We start from the raw sequence: 19,881 nt of genomic DNA, 5'->3' as shown, positions 1-19,881 counted from the left end.
CTCAGTCGCGCCGCCGCCGCGCCAGCCGCTTCACGCCCAGGATGAGCGCGGCACCCCCGATGAGGATGATCGCCCCGTACGTAACGTTGCTCTTGCCGATGTCCTCACCGATGTCCGAACTCTCTTCGCCGGACGGCGACTTGCTGCCTCCACCCGAGACGGATTCCTTGCCGAGCGCGACCCGCTCGACCTCGCTCTGCTCCCCCTCCGAGCCGAACATCAGCGCTTTCCCGTCCACGGTGTACGTCACCGACTCGGACTGCCCCTGAAGCGGCACGCTCACCCGGTGGTCGGCCCCGAGCTTGCCGTTGGTCCACGCGTACCCGCGAGCACTGAAGTACGAGCGCAGCACGAGCTCCTTGCCGTCCGGCGAGAACGCCCCGTCGGTCACCATCGGCACCTCCCCGATCCGCCGGAAGACATTGGTCCCGGCGGCACTGAGCGTGGCGGGCCCTTCGTACAGCCCGCCGCCGCCGTCCTTCTTGGAGGCGATGTAGACCCGGCCGGTGGTGGGGTGGACCATCAACGCCTCGGCGTTGCGCGGCCCGTCCGCGTACTTCACGGTGAACTGCGTCGCCTTGACCGTGGCGTCCTTGAGAACCTTGGGCTCGGGGAAGCGGTAGATCCAGACGTGGTTCCAACTGCCGTCGAGGTTGTCGCCGATGTCGCCGACGTAGACGTTGCCGTCGGACCCGATGGAGATCGCCTCCATGTCGCGGGGCTTCCCGACACCCTGGAGAGTGATCGTGGCGACGGTCTCCCCGGTCTTGGAATCAACGGCGAAGACGCGCGGCTCGTCCTGGTCGTTGTGCGTCCAGTAGACCCCGGGGTGCGCACGGCTGGCGGCGAGCCCGCTGGACTCCGTGATCCTCGGGTCCTTGATCGTAAAACCGGAGTCGTCGGAGTCAGCTGAGCTTGCGGCGAGGGCGGCGGGGCCAGTGGCGAGCAGCGCGAAGGCCGCAGCGGCGGCGATCGTGACCCTGGTCCGGGCACCGGTGACGTACGGAAGCGAACGCATGGCCCCAGCCTGCCACCTCTGCTCACCAAAGCTGGCCCGTGTCCGGCCTCACGTCGCAGGTACAGGGCTTGATCAGCCATGATTGCGCCCATGCGTTTCATGTTCGTCGGCGACTCCATGACCATCGGGCGCTCCGGCGACTACACCTGGCGCTTCCGGATGTGGCAGCACCTCGCCACATCCTTCGTCGGCCCGTACGAGATCGTCGGCCCGCGCACCGCGCTGTACGACACGGAGGCGAACGTACCGGCCTCGTCCGCGTACGCAGACCCCGGCTTCCCCGCCGACGCGCGCCGCCACCTCGCCGGCTGGGGCGAGGGCTGGCTCCATATGGCCCCCCGCATCCGCGACACGCTCACCGCGCACCACGCCGACGTCCTGCTCGTCTCACTCGGCCTCATTGACCTGGGCTTCTACACGGACAGCGTCCAGACCGCGCGGAACGCCCGCCGGTTCATCACCGAAGCCCGCGCCGCCAACTCGCGCATACGGATGGTCCTGCTGCCCGTCATCCCGAACATCCGGGCCCAGTCCGACGCCCCCTTCGCGGCGGAGTGCGACCGCTTCAACGAGCTCCTGGCGAAAGCGGTCGCCGACCTGGACACCGCAGGCTCACCGGTCCTGCTGGCGTCGTCCCCGCCGTCGTACGACCTCCAGCACGACACGTACGACGGGACGCATCCGGGCCCGTCCGGTGAGCACAAGCTGGCGGAGGCGTTCGCGGGGGCGATGCACCAGGGGTGGGGGCTGGGCGGGCGGTACAAGCCGTAAAGGCGGCCGACGCCACATGGGTGACGTCGGCCTCTCATCGATCCCGTGGCTCGCGTGACTACGTCAGAAGACGAAGGGGCCGGGAGCCTGCGCGGACGTCGCGTTGCAGGTCGCGGTGATGCCGAAGACCACGACCTTCAGCGACTTCGCCACCATGCTGTCGCCGGCCGCGACCGTCCCCTTGAGCGGCCCGGTCGACACCGGGCCACCGGCCGCGATCGCCGGGTTGGCCTTACCGGTGAACGTCGCCGTCCCTGTGCCGTTCTTCGTCAGGGTGAGTGTCGACGTGACCGAGTTCGCCGAGAGGTTGAACGGCGATGTGATCGCGGTCGTCGACAGGTCGATGGTCGCGGCCGTCCCGTTCTGGGTGGCCTTGAGCGTCGCCGTACCCGAACCGAACGACCCGCAGTCGAACGAGAGGGTGGCGGTCGTCGGCGTCACCGCGGTCGCGGTGGGGGCCGTGACGAGCGCACCGGCAGCCAACGCGCCGATGCCCAGCAGTGCGCCGATTCCGAGTTTTCCGTGTCGCATGGTCCTGCCTTCGTGTGGGGGGTTGCGCATACGGATGTGCGGGTTCGTGCCGCCGCCGAACGCCGTACGTGGGCCCGCGGAATCCGTGGGGTTGGGCCCTGACGGACAGTCAGTGACACTTCGCATTGGGGCACGGGTGCGTAGAGAAAGCAAGACAGATGAACCGATGGATGACATGTACGGAACAGATCCAGCCGCCGCACCAGCCACCAAAAAAGCGGTTAGAAAGTTGCCGATCTGGCCGACTTTCCTCGCCGCAGCAAGTCCGGGGCCGCAGCAAACTTGCCGATTACTGGAACTTTCCAAGTAGAGGAAAGCTAGAGAAATCGGCAAGTTTTCGGTATCTGCGTAACTTGCTGTGCCATGATCCAGGCATGGATACGAGCGCACACGCAGGGGAGCAAGCCCTCCTTGAGCAGGGCCAGGCGTCTCTGCAGCACCTGCTCGGACCTGAGTGGGAGGTCACCCTTCAGCCCGAGCAGTCGCTCGGTGGCGACCACCGCTGGGACGCGATGCTGCAGATCAAGTCCCGTGATGGCGTCTACGTGCAGATGCTCGTGGAGGTCAAACAAAAAGTCACCCCAAAGGAAGCGGCAGGCATCCTCAACTCAACGGCGCAACTCGTGCGGCGGGTGAACCAGTACACCCGGCTCATGGTGATCGCGCCGTGGATCAGCCCGATGACGCAGGATGCCTTGCGAAGCAGCGAGATCGACTACCTGGACCTGACGGGCAACGTCTCTCTACGCGTGAGCCGGCCGGCCATCGTGATCCACACCCAGGGCGCGGACCGGGCCCCTGCCGGGCACAGGTCCCCCACGAGCAAGCCATTGCTCACCGGGCTCAGGGCCGGCCGGCTGGTACGCCTGCTAGCCGACGTCGCGCCCCCCTACCGCGCCACCGAACTGGCCCACCGCGCAGAGCTGAGCCTGCCGTATGTTTCCCGACTGCTGGACACACTGGAAGACCAACTGCTGATCCAGCGCGAAGGCAGGCTCATCGTGTCAGTGAACTGGCAGGGGCTGCTTCGCGCCCGCGCCAGGCAAACAGATCTGCTGCGCACGACAGACCCGACCGGCATGATCGCGCCAAACGGGGTGAAAGCCGTCCTCACTCAGCTGGCAAACATGCCCCCCGACTACCGGCACGAAGTGTTTGTCACCGGCTCTTACGCGGCCAGGTCCTTCGCGCCGGTTTCTGTGGGCGGTCAACTCATGCTGTACGTCCAGGAACATCCGGAAAACGTGGAGCGGGTGGCTGGCGAGCTGGGCCTCATGCCCGTGCCCGAAGGTGCTGACGTCCTCTTGTTGAAGGCCCGGGATCGCAGCGTGTGGCAGCGTCCGATGGAGAGCGCCGGGGTATGGCAGGTCGGACTGAGCCAGCTTGCGGTGGACTGCCTCTCGGGACCGGGGCGGATGCCGGCCGAGGGCGTAAAGGTGCTGGAGTTCATGGTCGAACATGAGCACGTATGGCGCAAAACAGACCTTTCCCTCTCAGGTGAGCCGACGCTGTCTTAAGATCGCGCCACATCCGGAGGGGAAAGCATGTCGCAAACCCAAGCAGGCGTTGACGAAGACGAGCTGAACCAAGCCGCCCGCCGGGTGCTTCTTGATGCGCTCACCGCTCTTCAAGGCCACCGAGACGCTCTGACTGTCGTCGGTGCCCAAGCTGTCTACCTTCGCACCACGCAAGCAGCGATCAGCAGCGCCGCACACACCTCCGACGGTGACATCAGCATTGACCCGGAAGCCTTGGGTGAGCAGCCGCTCCTGCAAGAGGCCATGTACGCGGCGGGCTTCTCCCTGAAGCCCGATAGGGACGGCCGGCCACAGGTCGGCCTGTGGCAGCGCACCGAGCAGGTGGGCCAGCTCGAAGTCGGGGTCGAGGTAGACCTTCTTGTTCCCGAGATGCTGGCGCCCGGTTCGAAGAAGAAGCGCCGTACGGAGATGCCGCCCCATGACGGCTGGTCGGCCAAGAAGGTCGCCGGTCTTGAGGTCGCAGCCGTCGATCGCTCCCTGATGACCATTCGCAGCCTCACCCCACAAGACCCCAGCGCCATCGAGGCCTACGTCGCCGGACCCGCCGCGTTGCTCGTCGCCAAGGCGTACAAGCTGTACGAACGCATCGCTGACGCCGAGCGAGGCAAGCCAGAGCGCCTGGTCGCCAAGGATGCTGCAGACGTCTTCCGGATCATGGCCACGGTCCCCGTCGCTCAGGTCGCCGCCTCCTTCGCCACGCTCCGAGGCAATGAACGCGTCGGGACCATTGCTACGACGGGGTTGGAGCTGCTGCATCAGCTCTTCGGCGCGGCTGCGACGCCTGGCACGGACCTTGCCGTTCAGGCCCTCGCCGGCGACATTCCCGAGACCCGCATCCGCACGCTCGCCCCTTTCTACATCTCCCACTTGGTGGACGGGCATGAGACGTCTTTCCGCGTAGGCGCGCAGCGGAGAGGGGCGGTAGCCGCGCGGGCGCAAGCCGCGGTGGGGTCCCTAGCCCTGCAGTAGCTTGCGGCCCGGGACGAAACACCTGGAACGGCTACGCGCCGCCTGCGGCTTCCTCAACGAGGGTCCGCCAGGACACGGCTCTCGTCCTACGAGGACGCGGCACGGCGGCGGCCCCGAGGCGGCAGGGCCCGCAGTGCGTCTCGTCTCCCACCGGCCGGAAGACGTGGTCGTCGCCCGGCCCCTCGCAGATGACCAGCCCACGCGCGACCGTGGCGGCGGCGGCAGGTGGCGCTTCTGGTGCGGCGGCGGGAAGCTTGTGCACCAAGCGATGCCGCAGGAAACCCACCGCCGAGCGGACCCCGCCCGCGGGAAGCCCGGCCGTCAGCGCCCGGCGCAGCTCGCCCGCCGGGATGCCGCGCCGCAGCCACTCCGCCGCCGCCTCCGCCAGGCCGCGGGCCTCGCGTACGCCCAACAGCAGTTCCCGGTGGGTGTGCCGCAGCGACAGCAACACACGTTCCGCCTCGGCGACTTCGGGCGGGCCGTCGCCGTCACCGTCAGGCTGGTGCTCTTCGGGTGGGGGGTGGGGAAGAGTCTTCTCCTGTTCTTTCTCTTTGGGAGGACTGCCGACGATCCGCTCGTCCGGTTCACCGACCGTCGGGGGCTGCTCACTCGGCGGCTCGGGCGAAACGCCCGACTCCCGGAGCTGGTTCGCCTCCTCACGCGTGAGGGTGACATTCGCCAGAAGCTGGTCCGTGGCCCAGCGCCCGCCGCTGCCCTGCCAGCGCCACTCGTGCAAGTACCCGCAGGCTACGAGGTGTTGCTTGGCGCGCTGATACGCCCGGCCCTTGAGGCCGAGCTTGGCCGCGTGTTCGCTGAGCGGCTTGGCCGCGTCGGCCTCGGGGAGCCCCTGGATGTACAGGAGCAGGACTTTCGCGTCGCTGTTCAGCTGCGGGTGACGTACGACGTCGTGCGAGACCTTCGTGTAGCGCCGAAGGGGCGCGATAGCATGCCGGAACATCCCGGTGGACTCCGATTCCACTTGCGGTGAAGGTCCTCGGATGGTGTTGGCGCACCGCCGGGGACCGCTCCGTTTAACGGAGCGTGATGACGCGATCACCGTACAGCACACATGACCGTTTCGTGCAACAACCGCAGTTCTACGAACGGGACTTCGATTGACGGCCGCGACCGCCAGTCCAGCGGCCAGGTCAGCCCCTCCAGCGCGGGCACCCCGACGAACGCCGCACTCCGCCCGTCCCGCGTATTGCGACTGAGCGCCCGCGCACAGGCCGGCCAGGAGAACGCGGCGGTGGATTGCGGGGGCAGCAGGAAGTACATGTACTGCTCCCCCGTGGACTCGCGGACGATCGGCCCGGCGTGGAAATCGGTGAGCTGCATGATTTCGAAGGCGACTTCCTCGCCGAGGGCTCCGGCGATGCGTACGGCGTCGAAGTGAATGCCCGCGTGCCGCAGGGCATGCCCGGACGCGGGCACCCAAGAGGGCGCATTTCCTAGTTTCATGCAACTTACGATTCCGCGTCCGGGTTGACTGTGACCAGTACCACACGACAAGCGTGAGGGTCTGTGCATCCGGGGAGGACGCCGTGCACTCAAGTGGGCGAGGTTCAAGGTCGTTTGGCGCGTTGCTGCGTTTCTACCGCGAGCGGGCGGGACTGTCGCAGGAGGCGTTGGCGCTGAAGATCGAGTTCTCCAAGTCGCAGGTGGCGATGGTGGAGCGGGGCGAACGCGCGCCGAAGGGGACGTTCACGCCGAGGGCGGACGACGCGGTGGGTGCACAAGGTGCACTGCTGCTGGTGGCGGAGAAGGAGTTCCAGACCAGCGGAATCCCGCCGTGGACGGAGGACTACTTGGTGGAGGAGCAGAGTGCGTCGTCCGTGCACTCGTACCAGAGCCAGGTGATTCCTGGTTCGCTCCAGACCAAGGCGTACGCGAAGGCGGTCTACACCTGCAACTACTGCCCACCGCTGGACGATGAGGAAATCGACAAGCGGGTGGCCGCGAGGCTGGAGCGGCAGCAGCTCTTCTACCGCAAGCCCACGCCCATCATCAGCTACGTGCTGGAGGAGAGCATCCTCACTCGTCCCCTTGGCGGTCCTCCGGTCCTCAAAGAGCAGTTGCACCACGTTCTCGACATCGGCCGACTCCGACACGTCGAGATCCAGGTCATGCCGCACAACCGGGAGACGCACGCCGGGCTCGCGGGACCCATGATCCTGCTGGAGACGGATGAGCGCCGTCAGCTCGCCTACGTCGAGGGCCCTAGCGGCGGCTACTTCGTGTGCGAACAGCCGCACCTGGGCAACATGTTCGGCACATATGGCATTCTGCGGGCGCAGGCTCTCACGCCCGAGGAATCCACGAAGCTGATCGAAAAGGTGGTACAGGAACTATGAGCACGGACCTCCACTGGCTCAAGAGCAGCTACAGCAGCAACGAGGGCGAGTGCGTCGAGGTGGCCGCCTCGTGGACCAAGTCCAGCTACAGCGGCGATGAAGGCGAGTGCGTCGAGGTGGCCGCCTGCCCCACCACCATCCACGTCCGGGACTCCAAGAACCCCCAGGGCCCTCAGCTCACCGTCGCCCCCGGGGCCTGGTCATCGTTCGTCACCGTCGTCAGCCGTCGATCGGCAGCAGCTTCTTGATCGCCTCGACGGCGGCGCGCGCGTCATCGGCGTGGCAGCGGACCGTATGAGCCTCCGTACGCCGCCCCAGGAGGCTTACGCTGATGACGGGTTGGGTCAGCTCGATAGTGATCGAGGTCTGCGACGCGATGGCGACCTCCAGCACACCGTCCTCAGACTTGTTCGCGTCCGGGAACCGGAGGTCGTAACGGGCTGAGGCGATCCGTTCCAGCGGTATCTGCACATCAAGCCGCGCACCGCGCCTCACCCGCAGCCCGCCCGGCCCCACGACGTGCGGGCGTGTGACGGCGGCGGCGTGCAGCCCCAGTACAAGGAACACCGTGTAGAGGTCGAGAAGCAGCATGACCAGATGGACGACCGGAAACGGGGCGAGCATGAAGGACACCCCGACCGTCTCGACCACGAACACGAAGGCCAGCCCGTACGCCATCGGCGCCTGAGCACGCGCATACCCGACAGCGATGTCCGCGTCCCCCACCCCGTTCGTGCGCCGAGTCACCCACAGCCCGAGGCTCGCCATCCACCGCCCCTCGTGTGCCGCCAACCGTCGCGTTCGGGCGATGAATGCCTTGATCCACATGCGCCTCAGTCAATCAGGGGGCCTAAAGAACCGCGCCTACAAGGCGGTTCGCCAGCGTCGACATCGTGTACGTGCCGATGCCCATGACGACCTCCAGCGCGTTCTGCTCCGTATAGCCCTGGTCCAGGAACGCCCGCAGTTCCTCGTCGGGCACGCCACCCGCCGTACGCAGCACCTCCAGCGCGAAGCGCCGTACGGCTTCCAGGCGCTCGTCCGCCAGCGGCTTCTGCTCACACAGCGCGGCGATCAGCTCCTCCTCCGCGCCGAGCGCCCGGAGTTTGCCGGTGTGCATGGCCACGCACACCTCGCAGCCGTTGCGCATCGCGACGGTCATGATGACCACCTCGCGGGCAACCGGCTCCAGGGTCGTCTGCTCGAACTTCGCGCTGAGAGTCAGAAAGCCGTCCAGCAGATGTGGGGAGGTGGCGAGTTTGGCGACGGCGGGCGACAGGTAGCCCAGGTGCTTGACGGTCGACTCCATGAGGCGGCGCGAGGCTGCCGGAGCCGATTCCAGGGTGTGTTCAACGAACATGGCACAGCTCCATACAATGGACAACGTGGTTGACGACAAGAAAGTAAACCAGGTTGTCGAAGTGCGCAAGGTCCTTTCCGACGCGCCCGACGCGCCGGGCTACGAGCTGCCCCTGCTCCTCTTCGCCGGGTTCCGCTCGCTCATTGACCGGCTCCACGCCGAGCTGGCCGAACAGGGCCACCCGGATGTCCGGCCCGCGTACGGCTTCGCCATGCAGGCGATCGGGGTCGGCGGGGCCACGGCGAGCGAGGTCGGTCGGCGGCTCGGCGTCTCCAAGCAGGCGGCCGGCAAGACGGTCGACCGGCTCGTAACCCTGGGCTACGCCGAACGCACCGACGACCCGACCGACGCCCGCCGCAAGCTGATCCGGCTGACGCGGCATGGGCTGGACTCCCTCAGCCGCTCGGCCGCGATCTTCGACCGGCTGCGGGCGGAGTGGGCCGAGGCGCTTGGCGCACAGCGCCTGCGCGAACTGGAGGCGGACCTGCGGACGGTCACCCCGCCCGAACGCTTCCGCCTGGACGCGGCGGGCTGGCTGGGAGGTTCGTGACGAGTTCTGTATCGCGGGAGGCTCACCATCGCGGGAGGCTCACCCTGGAGTTCGGTGACCCCGTCGGCCTCACCCTCGCCACCGACACGTTCCCCCGCGCCAGTGCTGTAACCGGAATCGTTCACCGTGGTCAGCATTCCTCTGGCAGGGTCCTGGTAGGACGAAGCCAGGAGGGGGCCCGGATGGCCAACGAGTACTACCAGGTACGCGAGTACTTGAGGGAGACGGTCGCTGCCGCAGAGAAAGGCGCCCGTCGGCAGCGCGCGAGGAACTGCGTCGTGTACTCCGTGGCGGTCCGCGTGGGCCACGCCCTGGATTTCGAGGAACAGGAGCAAGTGTCAGAAGTGATCCACGGGGTCGAAGGGCAGGGCTGGGCTCTCGACAAGGTGACTGCCTTCAGTAACGGCGAGAGTGGGTATGCCAGGCAGGAGAGCGTGCTTCTGATCTTCCGGGCAACAGATCGTTAGTGCTCCGGCGTATGGCACCGGCACGACCAGGTGAACGTTCCGGGTCACAGCACTGGCTATAGCTACGCGTCAGGCAGGCATCGGCTGCATCTCAATTCCGTGCCGCTTAGCGATCTCAATGAGGCGGTCAACGTCCGGCGGCGTGTCCGACTGGGGCGGCAACTCCCGTCGCTGAGCGGGTTCACCCGCCTCGGCGAAGAATTTCTCGATACCGCCCGGCGCGTAGGTGATCAGCATCCGGACCGTGCTGGTGGGCTCGAACCGTTCCAGAGTGCCCTCAGGGATGTGGAAAAACGACCCCGGACCGCCTTCGACCGTCTCACCGGCGATGTGATAGCGGACCGTCCCCTCGATGACGTAGACGCTCTCGGTTCCGGGGTGGGTGTGGGGCGGTGGGCCCATCCCCTCCGGAATGGTCATCTCCATGACGGTCATCGCGCCATTGGTCTCGTCGCTCGACGCCTTGACCTCGTAGAGGCCGTTCAGCATCCAGAATGCCTTGCCCTCACCGCTGTGACGCACGTGGGCGCTCTCCGGCATGGGGCCACTCCTTCCTCGGTGGAATCTCCCCATGTGTGCCCGCCTGTGGGCCGGCCGAAGGCCGCCATCCGGGTGCGTGTGCCGGGTGCCGGGTGCCGCCAGTCCCGCATGATCGGCCGGACATGGCCTAACCATGGCGAGTTCTAGACACAGGCGTGACATCGTCACCCTGCGTATCGTTGTACCGGCGGCTGCATGCAATCGAGCGGCAGCGGGGAGGAGCGCCACAGTGACTGTTCTTGAAGACAGGATCGAGATGGCCGACAACATCAGCGAGCAGATCATCCTGGACGAGATGTTCGAGCGGATGTCAGTCCCCGAGGGCTTCAAAGCCGAGATCGTCGAAGGGGCCATCCACATGTCGCCGCAACGGGACACTCACTGGGAGATCACTCGCAGGATCGTCCGCGCGCTGGAGGACCGGTTCGGCATGGCCGTGAAGGTGAAGTCGGACGTGCGGATCGATTTTCCCGGCCATCTGAACGGGTTTGCTCCGGACGTGGCGAAGCTTCGCGACGATGCCGAGAAGAATTCTAGGGGTCAGTGGCGTTACCAGGACGTCGAGTTCATCGCCGAGGTGATCTCCAAGAGCACCGCAGCCAACGACTACGGCCCGAAGAAACTCGCCTACGCCATCGCCGAAGTACCCGTCTTCCTGATCGCTGACCCCTACACCGGCAAGTGTGTCGTCCACACCCAGCCGAAGGACGGCGACTACACGACCGAGACGAAGGTCGACTTCGGCCAGCCGCTCGACCTCACCAACACCCCCGTCGGCCTGACCCTCGCCACCGACAAGTTCCCCCGCGACTGACCGTCGATACACGCTTGCTTCGAGCGCGCTTCAAGGCGTTGGCTTGGTCCTCATGAAGTACACGCAGCTCGGACGCACCGGACTCAAAGTCAGCCGACTCGTCCTCGGGACGATGAACTTCGGGCCTCAGACCAGCGAGGCCGACAGTCACGCCATCATGGATGCCGCGCTCGACGCGGGCATCAATTTCTTCGATACCGCCAATGTGTATGGCTGGGGCGAGAACAAGGGCCGTACCGAGGAGATCATCGGTACCTGGTTCGCCAAGGGCGGTGACCGCCGCGAGAAGGTCGTCCTCGGCACCAAGGTCTACGGGAACATGGGGCCCGAAGGCGAGCCGCCCTGGCCCAATTACGACCTGCTCTCCGCGCTCAATATCCGCCGTGCCGTCGAGGCCAGCCTCAAGCGCCTTCAGACCGATCACATTGATCTCTACCAGTTCCACCACATCGACCGGCGTACGCCCGTCGAGGAGATCTGGCAGGCGGTCGACACCCTGATCCAGCAGGGCAAGATCCTCTACACGGGCTCGTCCAACTTCCCTGGCTGGAAGATCGCCCAGACCAACGAGGTCGCCCAGAAGCGCGGCTCGTACGGCCTGGTCAGCGAGCAGTGTCTGTACAACCTCGCCGAGCGCCGCGCCGAGATGGAGGTCATCCCGGCGGCCCAGGAGTACGGCCTCGGGGTCATCCCCTGGTCGCCGCTCCACGGTGGGCTGCTCGGCGGTGCGATTCGCAAGGAGCGCGAGGGCGGCGGGGCCCGGAGCACCTCCGGCCGTTCCTCGACGGCGCTCGCCGACACCAAAGTGCGCGAGCAGATCCAGGCGTACGAGGACCTGCTCGGCAAGCACGGCCTGGAGCCCGGCGAAGTCGCGCTCGCCTGGCTGCTCGGCCGGCCGGGCGTTACGGGGCCCATCGTCGGCCCGCGCACGGCGGACCAGCTGGAGTCCGCGCTGCGGGCGGTCGAGCTTGAGCTGAGCGATGAGGTGCTGACCTCGCTGGACGAGATCTTCCCCGGGACGGGGCCCTCCCCCGAGGCTTTCGCCTGGTGACACACGGCGCGGCGGGCGTGGTCCGGCCGTAGTCGGAAGGCTACTGGCGCTACTGGCCGACCACGGCCGCCACGGCGATGATCGCGAACATCAGCACCAGCACACCGGCCATGATCTGGTTTCTCGTCTTCGGGTTCACGGAACGAGGTTAACTCGCCCGTTCGAGCGACCCGGACCCCGGCCCGGACTCCGTACCGCCCCCGAGGAGCCAGCTGCCCACCGTTTCGTACCGTGGCTGCTCGCCCACCACCCCGCTGACCGGCAGATTGCTGCGTACGAGCGCGAGCTTGGCCACGTCCCATTCCGGGCCCTCGAAGGGCTCCAGCTCCTGGACGTACGGCCGCAGATCGGCGCCCCGGGGGTCGCGGCTACGGGCGATCGTCAGGTGGGCGTGGTAGCTGCGGTGCTCCTCCATGCTGATACCGGTGCGGCGCGCCGCCGCGTCCGCGCGGTCGGCGAGGAGGCGCATTTCCGCCACGCCGCCCTCGACGCCGACCCACAGCGCCCGCCGCCCGAAGTGCCCGCCACGGCGCAGGCGCAGGGCGAAGGGGTTGGTCTTGCGGGCGGCCCGCGCGAGCCGTTCGTTCAGCTCGGGGAGCAGTTCGTCATCGACCTGGCCCATGAAGGCCAGCGTGAAGTGCCAGCTGGGACGGCCGGTCCAGCGCAAGTGCTCCGCGCCGGGGAGGGCCTTCAACCGGGCGACGGCGAGATCGAGCTCGTCGACGGCCAGCGGGGGCGGAATGACGGCGGCGAAGAGTCTCATGTTCCGAGTTTCGCAGGCGGGCGGCCGTGGGGCCGCCCGCCAGAGTCCGGGGTGAGGGCGGTCAGGCCGCCGTCACCAGCTCCTTCTTGGGCACGAAGTCCACATGCCGGTGGCCCCGCCGCAGGTCGACCTTCACCCGCAGCCCACCCAGCCGGACCAGCACCGCGCCGACCGCGAGCGCCGCGACCAGCGAGACCACGCCGCCCGCGGCGAAGCCGATGCGCGGACCGTACGAGTCGGTGATCCAGCCGACGATCGGTGCGCCCAGCGGCGTACCGCCGGTGAAGACCATCATGAACAGGCTCATCACACGGCCCCGCATCAGCGGGTCCGTCGCCATCTGGACACTGGAATTGGCCGTGACGTTGACCGTCATACCGGCCATTCCGATCAGCACCAGCAGTGCCGCGAAGATCCAGAACTGCGGCGCGAACGCGGTCACGATCTCCAGGATGCCGAAGAGTACGCCGGCGACCACCAGTACCCGCAGCCGCGCGGTGCCGCGCCGGGCGGCGAGCAGGGCACCCGCCAGGGAGCCGACTGCCATCAGGGTGTTGAGCAGGCCGTACGTACTGGCGCCCGAGTGGTAGACGTCGTCCACGAAGGCCGAGAGCCAGATCGGGAAGTTGAAGCCGAAGCTGCCTATGAATCCGACGAGCACGATCGGCCAGATCAGCTCGGGCCGGGACGCGACGTACTGGAGCCCCTCGCGCAGCTGGCCCTTGGCGCGCGGTGCGCGTTCGACCTTCCGCAGTTCGCTGTTACGCATCATCAGCAGGCCCACGATGGGCGCGGCGAAGGACAGTCCGTTGAGCAGGAAGGCGTAGCCGCTGCCGACAGCGGTGATCAGCACACCGGCGACGGCGGGGCCGACGAGGCGCGCGGACTGGAAGTTCGCGGAGTTGAGGCTGACGGCGTTCTGGAGGTCGCCCGGGCCGACCATTTCCACCAGGAACGACTGGCGGGCCGGGTTGTCGAGCACGGTGACCATGCCGAGTGCGAACGCGGTGGCGTACACATGCCAGACCTGGACGTTGCCGGTCAGGGTCAGGGCTGCCAGCGCCAGGCCGGTGAGGCCCATCGCGCCCTGGGTGAACAGGAGCAGCCGCCGCTTGGGCAGCCGGTCGGCGAGCACCCCGCCGTACAGGCCGAAGAGCAGCATCGGCAGGAACTGCAGCGCGATGGTGATACCGACGGCGGACGCGGAACCGGTCAGCGTCAGAACCAGCCAGTCCTGGGCGATGCGCTGCATCCAGGTGCCGGTGTTGGAGACCGCTTGGCCGCTGGCGAAGAGCCGGTAGTTACGGATCTTGAGCGAGCTGAACATCGAGCTATTGGTGGAGTGGGTTGGTGCGGGGGCGGAGTTTTCTCCGGTTCCCGTACTCAAAACGCGTCGCCTCCTTTGGCGGATGACGTGGTGGATGACACGGTGAATAACACCGTGGATGACTTACAGATGCGCGAGCTTCTCCAGGATCGGGGCGGCGGCGCGCAGCTTCGCCCACTCGTCCTCGTCCAGCGAATCGGCCAGCGAGGCCAGCCAGGCGTTCCGCTTGCGCCGGCTCTCCTCCAGCATGGCTTCCGCCTCTTCGGTCTGGCTGACCACCTTCTGGCGGCGGTCGTCGGGGTGCGGCTCAAGCCGGACCAGCCCCTTCGCCTCCAGCAGCGCCACTATCCGGGTCATGGACGGCGGCTGGACGTGCTCCTTGCGGGCCAGCTCACCAGGGGTGGCGGAGCCGCAGCGGGCGAGGGTGCCGAGCACCGACATCTCGGTCGGGCTCAGTGATTCGTCGACGCGCTGATGCTTCAGGCGTCGGCCCAGCCGCATCACGGCCGAGCGCAGAGAGTTCACGGCGGCGACGTCTTCGTCAGCACCATGGGACAAGTCAGGCATGTTCCTTAGGATAACTCATTACCCTGCCTAAAGACCAGCCCGAGGATGCTGGGCAGAACGCGAATGAGCGCCCGGACCATGTGGTCCGGGCGCTCATTCGTGATGACTTCGACGACTTCTACGTGAGTCCCAGCGCGGGCATCGCGTAGTAGAACACGAACACCGCCGACACCGCGTACATGGCGACCGGCACCTCACGGCCCCGCCCGGCCGCCAGGCGCAGCACGCTGAACGCGATGAACCCGATGCCGATGCCGTTGGTGATCGAGTACGTGAACGGCATCATCACCATCGCCAGGAAGGCGGGCACGGCGACCGTGAAGTCGTTCCAGTCGATGTCCCGCACCGAACCGGCCAGGATCAGGAACCCGACCGCCAGCAGGGCGGGCGTCGCCGCCTGAGACGGGACCATCGTGGCGATCGGGGTGAGGAACAGCGCCACCGAGAACAGCGCGCCTGTCACGACCGACGCCAGACCCGTACGCGCCCCTTCGCCGACCCCCGCCGTGGACTCCACGAAGCAGGTTCCCGCCGATGACGAGGTCGCGCCGCCCGTGGCGACCGCGAGCCCGTCCACCAGCAGCACCTTGTTCATGCCCGGCAGGTTGCCGTCCTTGTCCATCAGCTTGGCCTCGTCGCCAACGCCGAGGATCGTGCCCATCGCGTCGAAGAAGCAGGACAGCAGCACGGTGAAGACGAACAGACAGCCGGTGAGGTAGCCCACCTTCCCGAAGCCGCCGAACAGGCTCACCTCGCCCACCAGGCCGAAGTCCGGGGAGGAGACCGGGTTTCCAGGCCACTCGGGAGTGGTCAGACCCCAGGACGGGACGTCCGCCACCGCGTTGACGATCATCGCGACAACCGTCATCACGACGATGGAGATCAGGATCGCGCCCGGCACCTTGCGGATGATCAGCGCGAGCGTGAGCAGCGCGCCGAGGACGAAGACGAGGACCGGCCAGCCGTCCAGGTGGCCGCCGGAGCCGAGCGTGAGCGGGACGGTGGTCTTGGCGACGTCCGGGATACGAGAGACGAAGCCGGAGTCGACCAGGCCGATGAGCATGATGAACAGGCCGATGCCGATCGCGATGCCCTTGCGCAGGCTGCGCGGCACGGCGTTCATCACGCGCTCCCGCAGCCCGGTGGCGACCAGCAGCATCACGACGAAACCGGCGAGGACGACCATGCCCATGGCGTCGGGCCAGGACATCCGGGGTGCGAGCTGGAGGGCGACGACGGTGTTCACGCCGAGGCCCGCCGCGAGGGCGATCGGGACGTTGCCGATGACGCCCATGAGGAGGGTGGAGAAGGCGGCGGTCAGCACGGTGGCGGTGACCAGCTGGCCGCCGTCGAGCTGATGTCCGTACATGTCCTTCGCGCTGCCCAGGATGATCGGGTTCAGCACGATGATGTAGGCCATCGCGAAGAAGGTGGCGAAACCGCCGCGGATCTCGCGGGCGACCGTGGAGTCGCGCTCGGAGATCTTGAAGAAGCGGTCCAGGCGGCCGGGCGGCTGCGCGGAGCCGAGGGGCTGACCTGCGGAGTCGACCTTGGCGGTGGCCGAGGAGGGCATGCGAAACCTCAGTTACACAGAGGGGAAAAGGGGGCGATTACGGGCGTGAGGCCATAAAAAACCGGCCCGCCTTGGATGTTCCAACGAAGGGAACCAGCCAGCCGCAATCAGTTTCAGTATGAATGCATCAGGGTAAGAACGCTATCTTCGCGCGTAGACCGGCTGGCCGACACCCGCATACGTGCCGCCTACACTGTCCGCATGGTGAAGTGGACCCCCAAACACGAGGCGCCCGAGCCCCTGGAGGGGCCCGTCGTCGCCACCGTCACCGGAGGCACGATCCTCTGGTTCGTCCTCTTCCTCGTACAGATCCCGTTCTACAGCTGGTTCGCCGAGCGCGACCTGATGTGGTGGGTGTGGACCTGCCTGGCGGGCGCCGGTCTCGGTCTGATCGGCATTTGGTACACACGGGGGCGGGAGGCGGCCCTCAAGCGCGCCGCCGAAGCCAAAGAGGCTGAAGCCTCGAAGACGGATGCCGACGCGCCCGCGAGCGACGAAGGCAAGTGACCCGTACCGCACAAGGGACCCGTACCGCGCCAGTACCGCACCCGTAGTGCCCAGGTACCAGGCCTCTCCTACCAGGGTCTGAACTTCCCACGGGCATCGCGCACTCCGCGGGTGAAACGGCCCTCCCCGCCGTACCGTCGAAACCATGACTCAGCGGGCGAGGATCAACAAGGACGGTCCCCTCATCGACGCGGGCGCCGAGCTCGACCCCGTACACCCCAGGAATCTGCCGCCGCCCGCCGTCGCCGTCCGGGCGACCGGGCTGACCACGGCCGAGGTCGCCGAACGCGTCGCCCGCGGCGAGGTCAACGACATACCCGTACGGTCCTCCCGCACCCTCAACGAGATCATCCGCGCGAACGTCCTCACCCGCTTCAACGCGATCATCGGCGTGCTGTGGCTGATCATGCTCTTCGTCGCGCCGATCCAGGACAGCCTCTTCGGCTTTGTGATCATCGCCAACACCGGCATCGGCATCATCCAGGAACTGCGCGCCAAGAAGACCCTCGACAGCCTCGCGGTCATCGGCGAGGCGAAGCCGACGGTACGGCGGGACGGCACCGCATCGGAGGTCTCCACCTCCGAGATCGTGCTCGGTGACCTGGTCGAACTCGGACCCGGCGACAAGGTCGTCGTGGACGGCGAGGTGGCGGAGGCCGAGAGCCTGGAGATCGACGAGTCGCTGCTGACGGGTGAGGCTGACCCGGTCGTCAAGCAGCGCGGGGACACGGTGATGTCGGGGTCGTTCGTGGTCGCGGGCGGCGGGGCGTTCACGGCGACGAAGGTGGGGCGCGAGGCGTACGCGGCGCAGCTCGCGGAGGAGGCGTCGCGGTTCACGCTCGTCCACTCCGAGCTGCGGACCGGCATCAGCACGATCCTCAAGTACGTGACGTGGATGATGGTGCCGACCGCGATCGGGCTCATCCTCAGCCAGCTGTTCACCAAGGACAACGACTTCAAGGACTCGGTGGCCAGAACCGTCGGCGGCATCGTCCCGATGGTGCCGGAGGGGCTGGTGCTGCTGACCTCGGTCGCCTTCGCGATCGGCGTCATCCGGCTCGGCCGCAAGGAGTGCCTGGTGCAGGAGCTGCCCGCGATCGAGGGTCTCGCGCGCGTGGACGTGGTCTGCCTGGACAAGACGGGCACGCTGACCGAGGGCGGGATGGACGTCACGGAGCTCCGCCCGCTGGGCGACACGGGCACGGCGTATACGGAGAAGGTGCTCGGCGCGCTCGGCAAGTCCGACCCTCGGCCGAACGCCTCGCTCCAGGCGATCATCGACGCCTACCCGAACCCGGACGGCGAGGAGTGGCGCTGTACGCAGTCGCTGCCGTTCTCCTCGGCGCGCAAGTACAGCGGCGCGGCTTTCAGCCACGGCGACGGCGAGACGTCGGCGTGGCTGCTCGGCGCGCCCGACGTACTGCTCCCGACACGGGACCCGGCGCTGCACGAGATCGATCAGCTCAACGAGCAGGGGCTGCGGGTGCTGCTCCTCGCGCGGGTGGCGGGCGCGGTGGACGCACTGGACGCGCCCGATGTGGCCGCGGGGGCGGAGCCGGCGGCACTGGTCGTACTGGAGCAGCGGCTGCGCCCCGAGGCGTCCGCCACGCTCACGTACTTCGCCGAACAGGACGTCGCGGCGAAGGTGATCTCCGGCGACAACGCGGTGTCCGTGGGCGCGGTGGCGGCGAAGCTCGGCCTGCCGGGCGCGGACAAGACGATAGACGCGCGCGAGCTGCCGGCGGAGCAGGCGCAGATGGGCGTCTCGATGGACACGCACTCGGTCTTCGGCCGGGTCAGCCCGCAGCAGAAGCGCGACATGGTGGGCGCGTTGCAGTCGCGGGGGCACACGGTGGCGATGACGGGCGACGGCGTGAACGACGTCCTCGCCCTGAAGGACGCGGACATCGGCGTCTCGATGGGCTCAGGCTCGGAGGCGACGCGGGCGGTGGCGCAGATCGTGCTGCTCAACAACAGCTTCGCGACGCTGCCGTCGGTGGTGGCGGAGGGGCGCCGGGTCATCGGCAACATCACGCGGGTGGCGACGCTGTTCCTGACGAAGACGGTGTACTCGGTGCTGCTGGCGATCCTGGTGGTGTGCAGCCAGGTGGAGTACCCGTTCCTGCCGCGCCATGTGACGCTGCTGTCGACGCTGACGATCGGTGTCCCGGCGTTCTTCCTGGCGCTGGCGCCGAACAAGGAACGCGCGAGGCCGCACTTCGTACGCAGGGTGATGCGGTACTCGATCCCGGGGGGCGTGATCGCGGCGGCGGTGACTTTCTCGACGTACCTGCTGGCCCGCTCCCACTACAGCGGCGAGGGCGCCCTCCAGGCGGAGACGAGCGCGGCGACGCTGGCGCTGTTCCTGGTGACGATGTGGGTCCTGGCGATCATCGCCCGCCCGTACACATGGTGGCGGGTGGGTCTGGTGGCGACGATGGGGCTGGGCTTCCTGGTCGTGCTGGTCGTGCCGTGGCTCCAGAACTTCTTCGCGCTGCGGCTGGTGGGGACGACGATGCCGTGGGCGGCGGTGGGGATCGCGGTGGTGGGGGCGGGGCTGCTGGAGGGGGCGTGGCGGTGGGTGGACCGGCGGTTCCCGGCGTAGGGACGCCCGAGGCGAGCCGGGCGGCGCCGACGAGGTCGGCCCCCTGCTGGCTGCTGCCTGCTGCCTGCTGACGGAGAGGTCAGCCCTACTTCAGCGCGGCAAGGCCCTTGCGCAGGTCTTCGGCGTTCATCACGGGCTGGATGTCGATCTTCGCCCCGAGGCCTTCGAAAAGCGGCTCGGCGATGGTGGGCATTTGTGAGCTGTCCTGCATGTCGAAGACGAAGGTGCAGGACCGCCCGCCCTCGGTGGGGCCGAAGTAGGCCGCCTCAGGCTTGAGCCGTTCCATCATCGACTCCATGATCTTCTGCAGTTCGCCGCTCTTGATCGCCTCATTCGACCTCTGGGTGTCCAAACGCGCTCGCAGCATGACCCTCATCGCATTCGCTCCTTACCGTGCACCGTGACCGGCGCGGTCCCGTCCACGCTCGCTGAGACCCGGTGACGACGTCCCGCTCAGCCTCCCTTCGGGTCATCGAGGGCGGCAACATCTCGGCGTCCATCCGTGCCCACTGAGGGCCTCGGGCTCTTGTCGGGTCGCTGCCCCCCAGGCGGAAAACGGCTGGAGGGGCGAAGGAT

Annotated in this window: 23 protein-coding genes; 11 read left to right on the top strand and 12 right to left on the bottom strand. The window is 67.5% G+C overall.

Annotation, left to right across the window (positions count from 1 at the left end; genetic code table 11):
• Position 1: 1 nt before the first annotated feature.
• The gene (locus ACIHCQ_RS22315; protein ID WP_399664865.1) at positions 2-1,018 is read right to left on the bottom strand and encodes a WD40 repeat domain-containing protein; all 1,017 of its coding nucleotides are present in this window, start codon (positions 1,016-1,018) and stop codon (positions 2-4) included.
• A gap of 90 nt (positions 1,019-1,108) precedes the next feature.
• Here ACIHCQ_RS22315 and ACIHCQ_RS22310 point away from each other — a divergent pair, with 90 nt between their 5' ends.
• Positions 1,109-1,789, top strand: coding sequence for a GDSL-type esterase/lipase family protein (locus ACIHCQ_RS22310; RefSeq protein WP_399664862.1), 681 nt, complete (start codon positions 1,109-1,111; stop codon positions 1,787-1,789).
• 63 nt (positions 1,790-1,852) lie between these two features.
• On the opposite strand, the gene ACIHCQ_RS22305 is transcribed toward ACIHCQ_RS22310, so the two are convergent.
• Positions 1,853-2,320, bottom strand: a complete 468-nt coding sequence (locus tag ACIHCQ_RS22305; RefSeq protein ID WP_399664859.1) for a hypothetical protein — start codon at positions 2,318-2,320, stop codon at positions 1,853-1,855.
• Positions 2,321-2,694: 374 nt separating this feature from the next.
• Here ACIHCQ_RS22305 and ACIHCQ_RS22300 point away from each other — a divergent pair, with 374 nt between their 5' ends.
• Together ACIHCQ_RS22300 and ACIHCQ_RS22295 are read left to right on the top strand one after the other, a co-directional pair.
• Positions 2,695-3,837, top strand: coding sequence for a helix-turn-helix domain-containing protein (locus ACIHCQ_RS22300; protein ID WP_399664856.1), 1,143 nt, complete (start codon positions 2,695-2,697; stop codon positions 3,835-3,837).
• Between the two features lie 27 nt (positions 3,838-3,864).
• Positions 3,865-4,827 carry a hypothetical protein gene (locus ACIHCQ_RS22295; protein WP_399664853.1) on the top strand — a complete coding sequence of 321 codons (963 nt, stop codon included), beginning with the start codon at positions 3,865-3,867 and terminating at the stop codon, positions 4,825-4,827.
• 31 nt (positions 4,828-4,858) lie between these two features.
• On the opposite strand, the gene ACIHCQ_RS22290 is transcribed toward ACIHCQ_RS22295, so the two are convergent.
• Both ACIHCQ_RS22290 and ACIHCQ_RS22285 read right to left on the bottom strand, forming a co-directional pair.
• A complete protein-coding gene (locus tag ACIHCQ_RS22290) occupies positions 4,859-5,785 on the bottom strand; it encodes a hypothetical protein (protein ID WP_399664850.1) in 927 nt (308 codons plus the stop codon).
• Between the two features lie 95 nt (positions 5,786-5,880).
• Positions 5,881-6,288 (bottom strand): hypothetical protein, encoded by a 408-nt coding sequence (locus tag ACIHCQ_RS22285; RefSeq protein ID WP_399664847.1) that lies wholly within the window; start codon positions 6,286-6,288, stop codon positions 5,881-5,883.
• Positions 6,289-6,371: 83 nt separating this feature from the next.
• On the opposite strand from ACIHCQ_RS22285, the gene ACIHCQ_RS22280 reads away from it, so the two are divergent.
• Both ACIHCQ_RS22280 and ACIHCQ_RS22275 read left to right on the top strand, forming a co-directional pair.
• Complete coding sequence (locus ACIHCQ_RS22280; protein WP_399664844.1) at positions 6,372-7,181, top strand: helix-turn-helix domain-containing protein; 810 nt, start codon at positions 6,372-6,374, stop codon at positions 7,179-7,181.
• Positions 7,178-7,429, top strand: coding sequence for a DUF397 domain-containing protein (locus tag ACIHCQ_RS22275; RefSeq protein WP_399664841.1), 252 nt, complete (start codon positions 7,178-7,180; stop codon positions 7,427-7,429). Before ACIHCQ_RS22280 ends, ACIHCQ_RS22275 begins: the two co-directional genes overlap by 4 nt.
• Here ACIHCQ_RS22275 and ACIHCQ_RS22270 read toward each other — a convergent pair.
• Both ACIHCQ_RS22270 and ACIHCQ_RS22265 read right to left on the bottom strand, forming a co-directional pair.
• Complete coding sequence (locus tag ACIHCQ_RS22270) at positions 7,401-7,949, bottom strand: hypothetical protein (protein ID WP_399664838.1); 549 nt, start codon at positions 7,947-7,949, stop codon at positions 7,401-7,403. The two genes, ACIHCQ_RS22275 and ACIHCQ_RS22270, sit on opposite strands and share 29 nt — an antisense overlap.
• Positions 7,950-8,031: 82 nt before the next feature.
• Complete coding sequence (locus tag ACIHCQ_RS22265; RefSeq protein ID WP_399664835.1) at positions 8,032-8,541, bottom strand: carboxymuconolactone decarboxylase family protein; 510 nt, start codon at positions 8,539-8,541, stop codon at positions 8,032-8,034.
• A 16-nt stretch (positions 8,542-8,557) separates the two neighbouring features.
• Here ACIHCQ_RS22265 and ACIHCQ_RS22260 point away from each other — a divergent pair, with 16 nt between their 5' ends.
• Positions 8,558-9,091, top strand: a complete 534-nt coding sequence (locus tag ACIHCQ_RS22260; protein ID WP_399665196.1) for a MarR family winged helix-turn-helix transcriptional regulator — start codon at positions 8,558-8,560, stop codon at positions 9,089-9,091.
• Positions 9,092-9,273: 182 nt separating this feature from the next.
• Complete coding sequence (locus tag ACIHCQ_RS22255) at positions 9,274-9,558, top strand: hypothetical protein (RefSeq protein WP_399664832.1); 285 nt, start codon at positions 9,274-9,276, stop codon at positions 9,556-9,558.
• Between the two features lie 69 nt (positions 9,559-9,627).
• On the opposite strand, the gene ACIHCQ_RS22250 is transcribed toward ACIHCQ_RS22255, so the two are convergent.
• Positions 9,628-10,098 (bottom strand): cupin domain-containing protein, encoded by a 471-nt coding sequence (locus ACIHCQ_RS22250; protein ID WP_399664829.1) that lies wholly within the window; start codon positions 10,096-10,098, stop codon positions 9,628-9,630.
• A gap of 229 nt (positions 10,099-10,327) precedes the next feature.
• Here ACIHCQ_RS22250 and ACIHCQ_RS22245 point away from each other — a divergent pair, with 229 nt between their 5' ends.
• A complete protein-coding gene (locus tag ACIHCQ_RS22245) occupies positions 10,328-10,912 on the top strand; it encodes a Uma2 family endonuclease (RefSeq protein WP_399664826.1) in 585 nt (194 codons plus the stop codon).
• Between the two features lie 52 nt (positions 10,913-10,964).
• Entirely contained in the window at positions 10,965-11,963 is a 999-nt protein-coding gene (locus ACIHCQ_RS22240; RefSeq protein WP_399664823.1) for an aldo/keto reductase, read from the top strand.
• A 148-nt stretch (positions 11,964-12,111) separates the two neighbouring features.
• On the opposite strand, the gene thpR is transcribed toward ACIHCQ_RS22240, so the two are convergent.
• The 4 genes from thpR to ACIHCQ_RS22220 form a co-directional block, all read right to left on the bottom strand.
• Positions 12,112-12,726, bottom strand: coding sequence for an RNA 2',3'-cyclic phosphodiesterase (gene thpR / locus ACIHCQ_RS22235; RefSeq protein WP_399664821.1), 615 nt, complete (start codon positions 12,724-12,726; stop codon positions 12,112-12,114).
• Between the two features lie 61 nt (positions 12,727-12,787).
• On the bottom strand, positions 12,788-14,113 hold the full coding sequence (locus tag ACIHCQ_RS22230; protein ID WP_399664818.1) for an MFS transporter: 1,326 nt from the start codon (positions 14,111-14,113) through the stop codon (positions 12,788-12,790).
• A 63-nt stretch (positions 14,114-14,176) separates the two neighbouring features.
• Positions 14,177-14,620 carry a MarR family winged helix-turn-helix transcriptional regulator gene (locus ACIHCQ_RS22225; protein ID WP_399664815.1) on the bottom strand — a complete coding sequence of 148 codons (444 nt, stop codon included), beginning with the start codon at positions 14,618-14,620 and terminating at the stop codon, positions 14,177-14,179.
• Between the two features lie 118 nt (positions 14,621-14,738).
• Complete coding sequence (locus ACIHCQ_RS22220; RefSeq protein WP_399664811.1) at positions 14,739-16,193, bottom strand: NCS2 family permease; 1,455 nt, start codon at positions 16,191-16,193, stop codon at positions 14,739-14,741.
• 201 nt (positions 16,194-16,394) lie between these two features.
• Between ACIHCQ_RS22220 and ACIHCQ_RS22215 the strand changes: the two genes are divergently transcribed.
• Both ACIHCQ_RS22215 and ACIHCQ_RS22210 read left to right on the top strand, forming a co-directional pair.
• Positions 16,395-16,700, top strand: coding sequence for a DUF2530 domain-containing protein (locus ACIHCQ_RS22215; protein ID WP_399664808.1), 306 nt, complete (start codon positions 16,395-16,397; stop codon positions 16,698-16,700).
• Between the two features lie 145 nt (positions 16,701-16,845).
• Positions 16,846-19,305, top strand: coding sequence for an HAD-IC family P-type ATPase (locus ACIHCQ_RS22210; RefSeq protein WP_399664805.1), 2,460 nt, complete (start codon positions 16,846-16,848; stop codon positions 19,303-19,305).
• Between the two features lie 85 nt (positions 19,306-19,390).
• Here the strand turns inward: ACIHCQ_RS22210 and ACIHCQ_RS22205 are convergent, their stop codons facing one another.
• A complete protein-coding gene (locus ACIHCQ_RS22205; protein WP_399664802.1) occupies positions 19,391-19,681 on the bottom strand; it encodes a DUF3303 family protein in 291 nt (96 codons plus the stop codon).
• Positions 19,682-19,881 lie beyond the last annotated feature (200 nt).

Origin of the sequence: Streptomyces sp. NPDC052236, from assembly GCF_044548015.1 — a bacterium.
Classification (GTDB): domain Bacteria; phylum Actinomycetota; class Actinomycetes; order Streptomycetales; family Streptomycetaceae; genus Streptomyces.
Note: the sequence above shows the minus strand (reverse complement) of the source record. Positions and strands in the feature narration are given on the sequence as shown.

Coding starts and splice junctions, on each gene's coding strand:
- ACIHCQ_RS22225 (WP_399664815.1), bottom strand. CDS start 14,620: ATGCCTGACTTGTCCCATGGTGCTGACGAAGACGTCGCCGCCGTGAAC.
- ACIHCQ_RS22305 (WP_399664859.1), bottom strand. CDS start 2,320: ATGCGACACGGAAAACTCGGAATCGGCGCACTGCTGGGCATCGGCGCG.
- ACIHCQ_RS22210 (WP_399664805.1), top strand. CDS start 16,846: ATGACTCAGCGGGCGAGGATCAACAAGGACGGTCCCCTCATCGACGCG.
- ACIHCQ_RS22260 (WP_399665196.1), top strand. CDS start 8,558: ATGGACAACGTGGTTGACGACAAGAAAGTAAACCAGGTTGTCGAAGTG.
- ACIHCQ_RS22285 (WP_399664847.1), bottom strand. CDS start 6,288: ATGAAACTAGGAAATGCGCCCTCTTGGGTGCCCGCGTCCGGGCATGCC.
- ACIHCQ_RS22250 (WP_399664829.1), bottom strand. CDS start 10,098: ATGCCGGAGAGCGCCCACGTGCGTCACAGCGGTGAGGGCAAGGCATTC.
- ACIHCQ_RS22275 (WP_399664841.1), top strand. CDS start 7,178: ATGAGCACGGACCTCCACTGGCTCAAGAGCAGCTACAGCAGCAACGAG.
- thpR (WP_399664821.1), bottom strand. CDS start 12,726: ATGAGACTCTTCGCCGCCGTCATTCCGCCCCCGCTGGCCGTCGACGAG.
- ACIHCQ_RS22300 (WP_399664856.1), top strand. CDS start 2,695: ATGGATACGAGCGCACACGCAGGGGAGCAAGCCCTCCTTGAGCAGGGC.
- ACIHCQ_RS22315 (WP_399664865.1), bottom strand. CDS start 1,018: ATGCGTTCGCTTCCGTACGTCACCGGTGCCCGGACCAGGGTCACGATC.
- ACIHCQ_RS22270 (WP_399664838.1), bottom strand. CDS start 7,949: ATGGCGAGCCTCGGGCTGTGGGTGACTCGGCGCACGAACGGGGTGGGG.
- ACIHCQ_RS22215 (WP_399664808.1), top strand. CDS start 16,395: ATGGTGAAGTGGACCCCCAAACACGAGGCGCCCGAGCCCCTGGAGGGG.
- ACIHCQ_RS22295 (WP_399664853.1), top strand. CDS start 3,865: ATGTCGCAAACCCAAGCAGGCGTTGACGAAGACGAGCTGAACCAAGCC.
- ACIHCQ_RS22310 (WP_399664862.1), top strand. CDS start 1,109: ATGCGTTTCATGTTCGTCGGCGACTCCATGACCATCGGGCGCTCCGGC.
- ACIHCQ_RS22255 (WP_399664832.1), top strand. CDS start 9,274: ATGGCCAACGAGTACTACCAGGTACGCGAGTACTTGAGGGAGACGGTC.
- ACIHCQ_RS22265 (WP_399664835.1), bottom strand. CDS start 8,541: ATGTTCGTTGAACACACCCTGGAATCGGCTCCGGCAGCCTCGCGCCGC.
- ACIHCQ_RS22205 (WP_399664802.1), bottom strand. CDS start 19,681: ATGAGGGTCATGCTGCGAGCGCGTTTGGACACCCAGAGGTCGAATGAG.
- ACIHCQ_RS22290 (WP_399664850.1), bottom strand. CDS start 5,785: ATGTTCCGGCATGCTATCGCGCCCCTTCGGCGCTACACGAAGGTCTCG.
- ACIHCQ_RS22240 (WP_399664823.1), top strand. CDS start 10,965: ATGAAGTACACGCAGCTCGGACGCACCGGACTCAAAGTCAGCCGACTC.
- ACIHCQ_RS22220 (WP_399664811.1), bottom strand. CDS start 16,193: ATGCCCTCCTCGGCCACCGCCAAGGTCGACTCCGCAGGTCAGCCCCTC.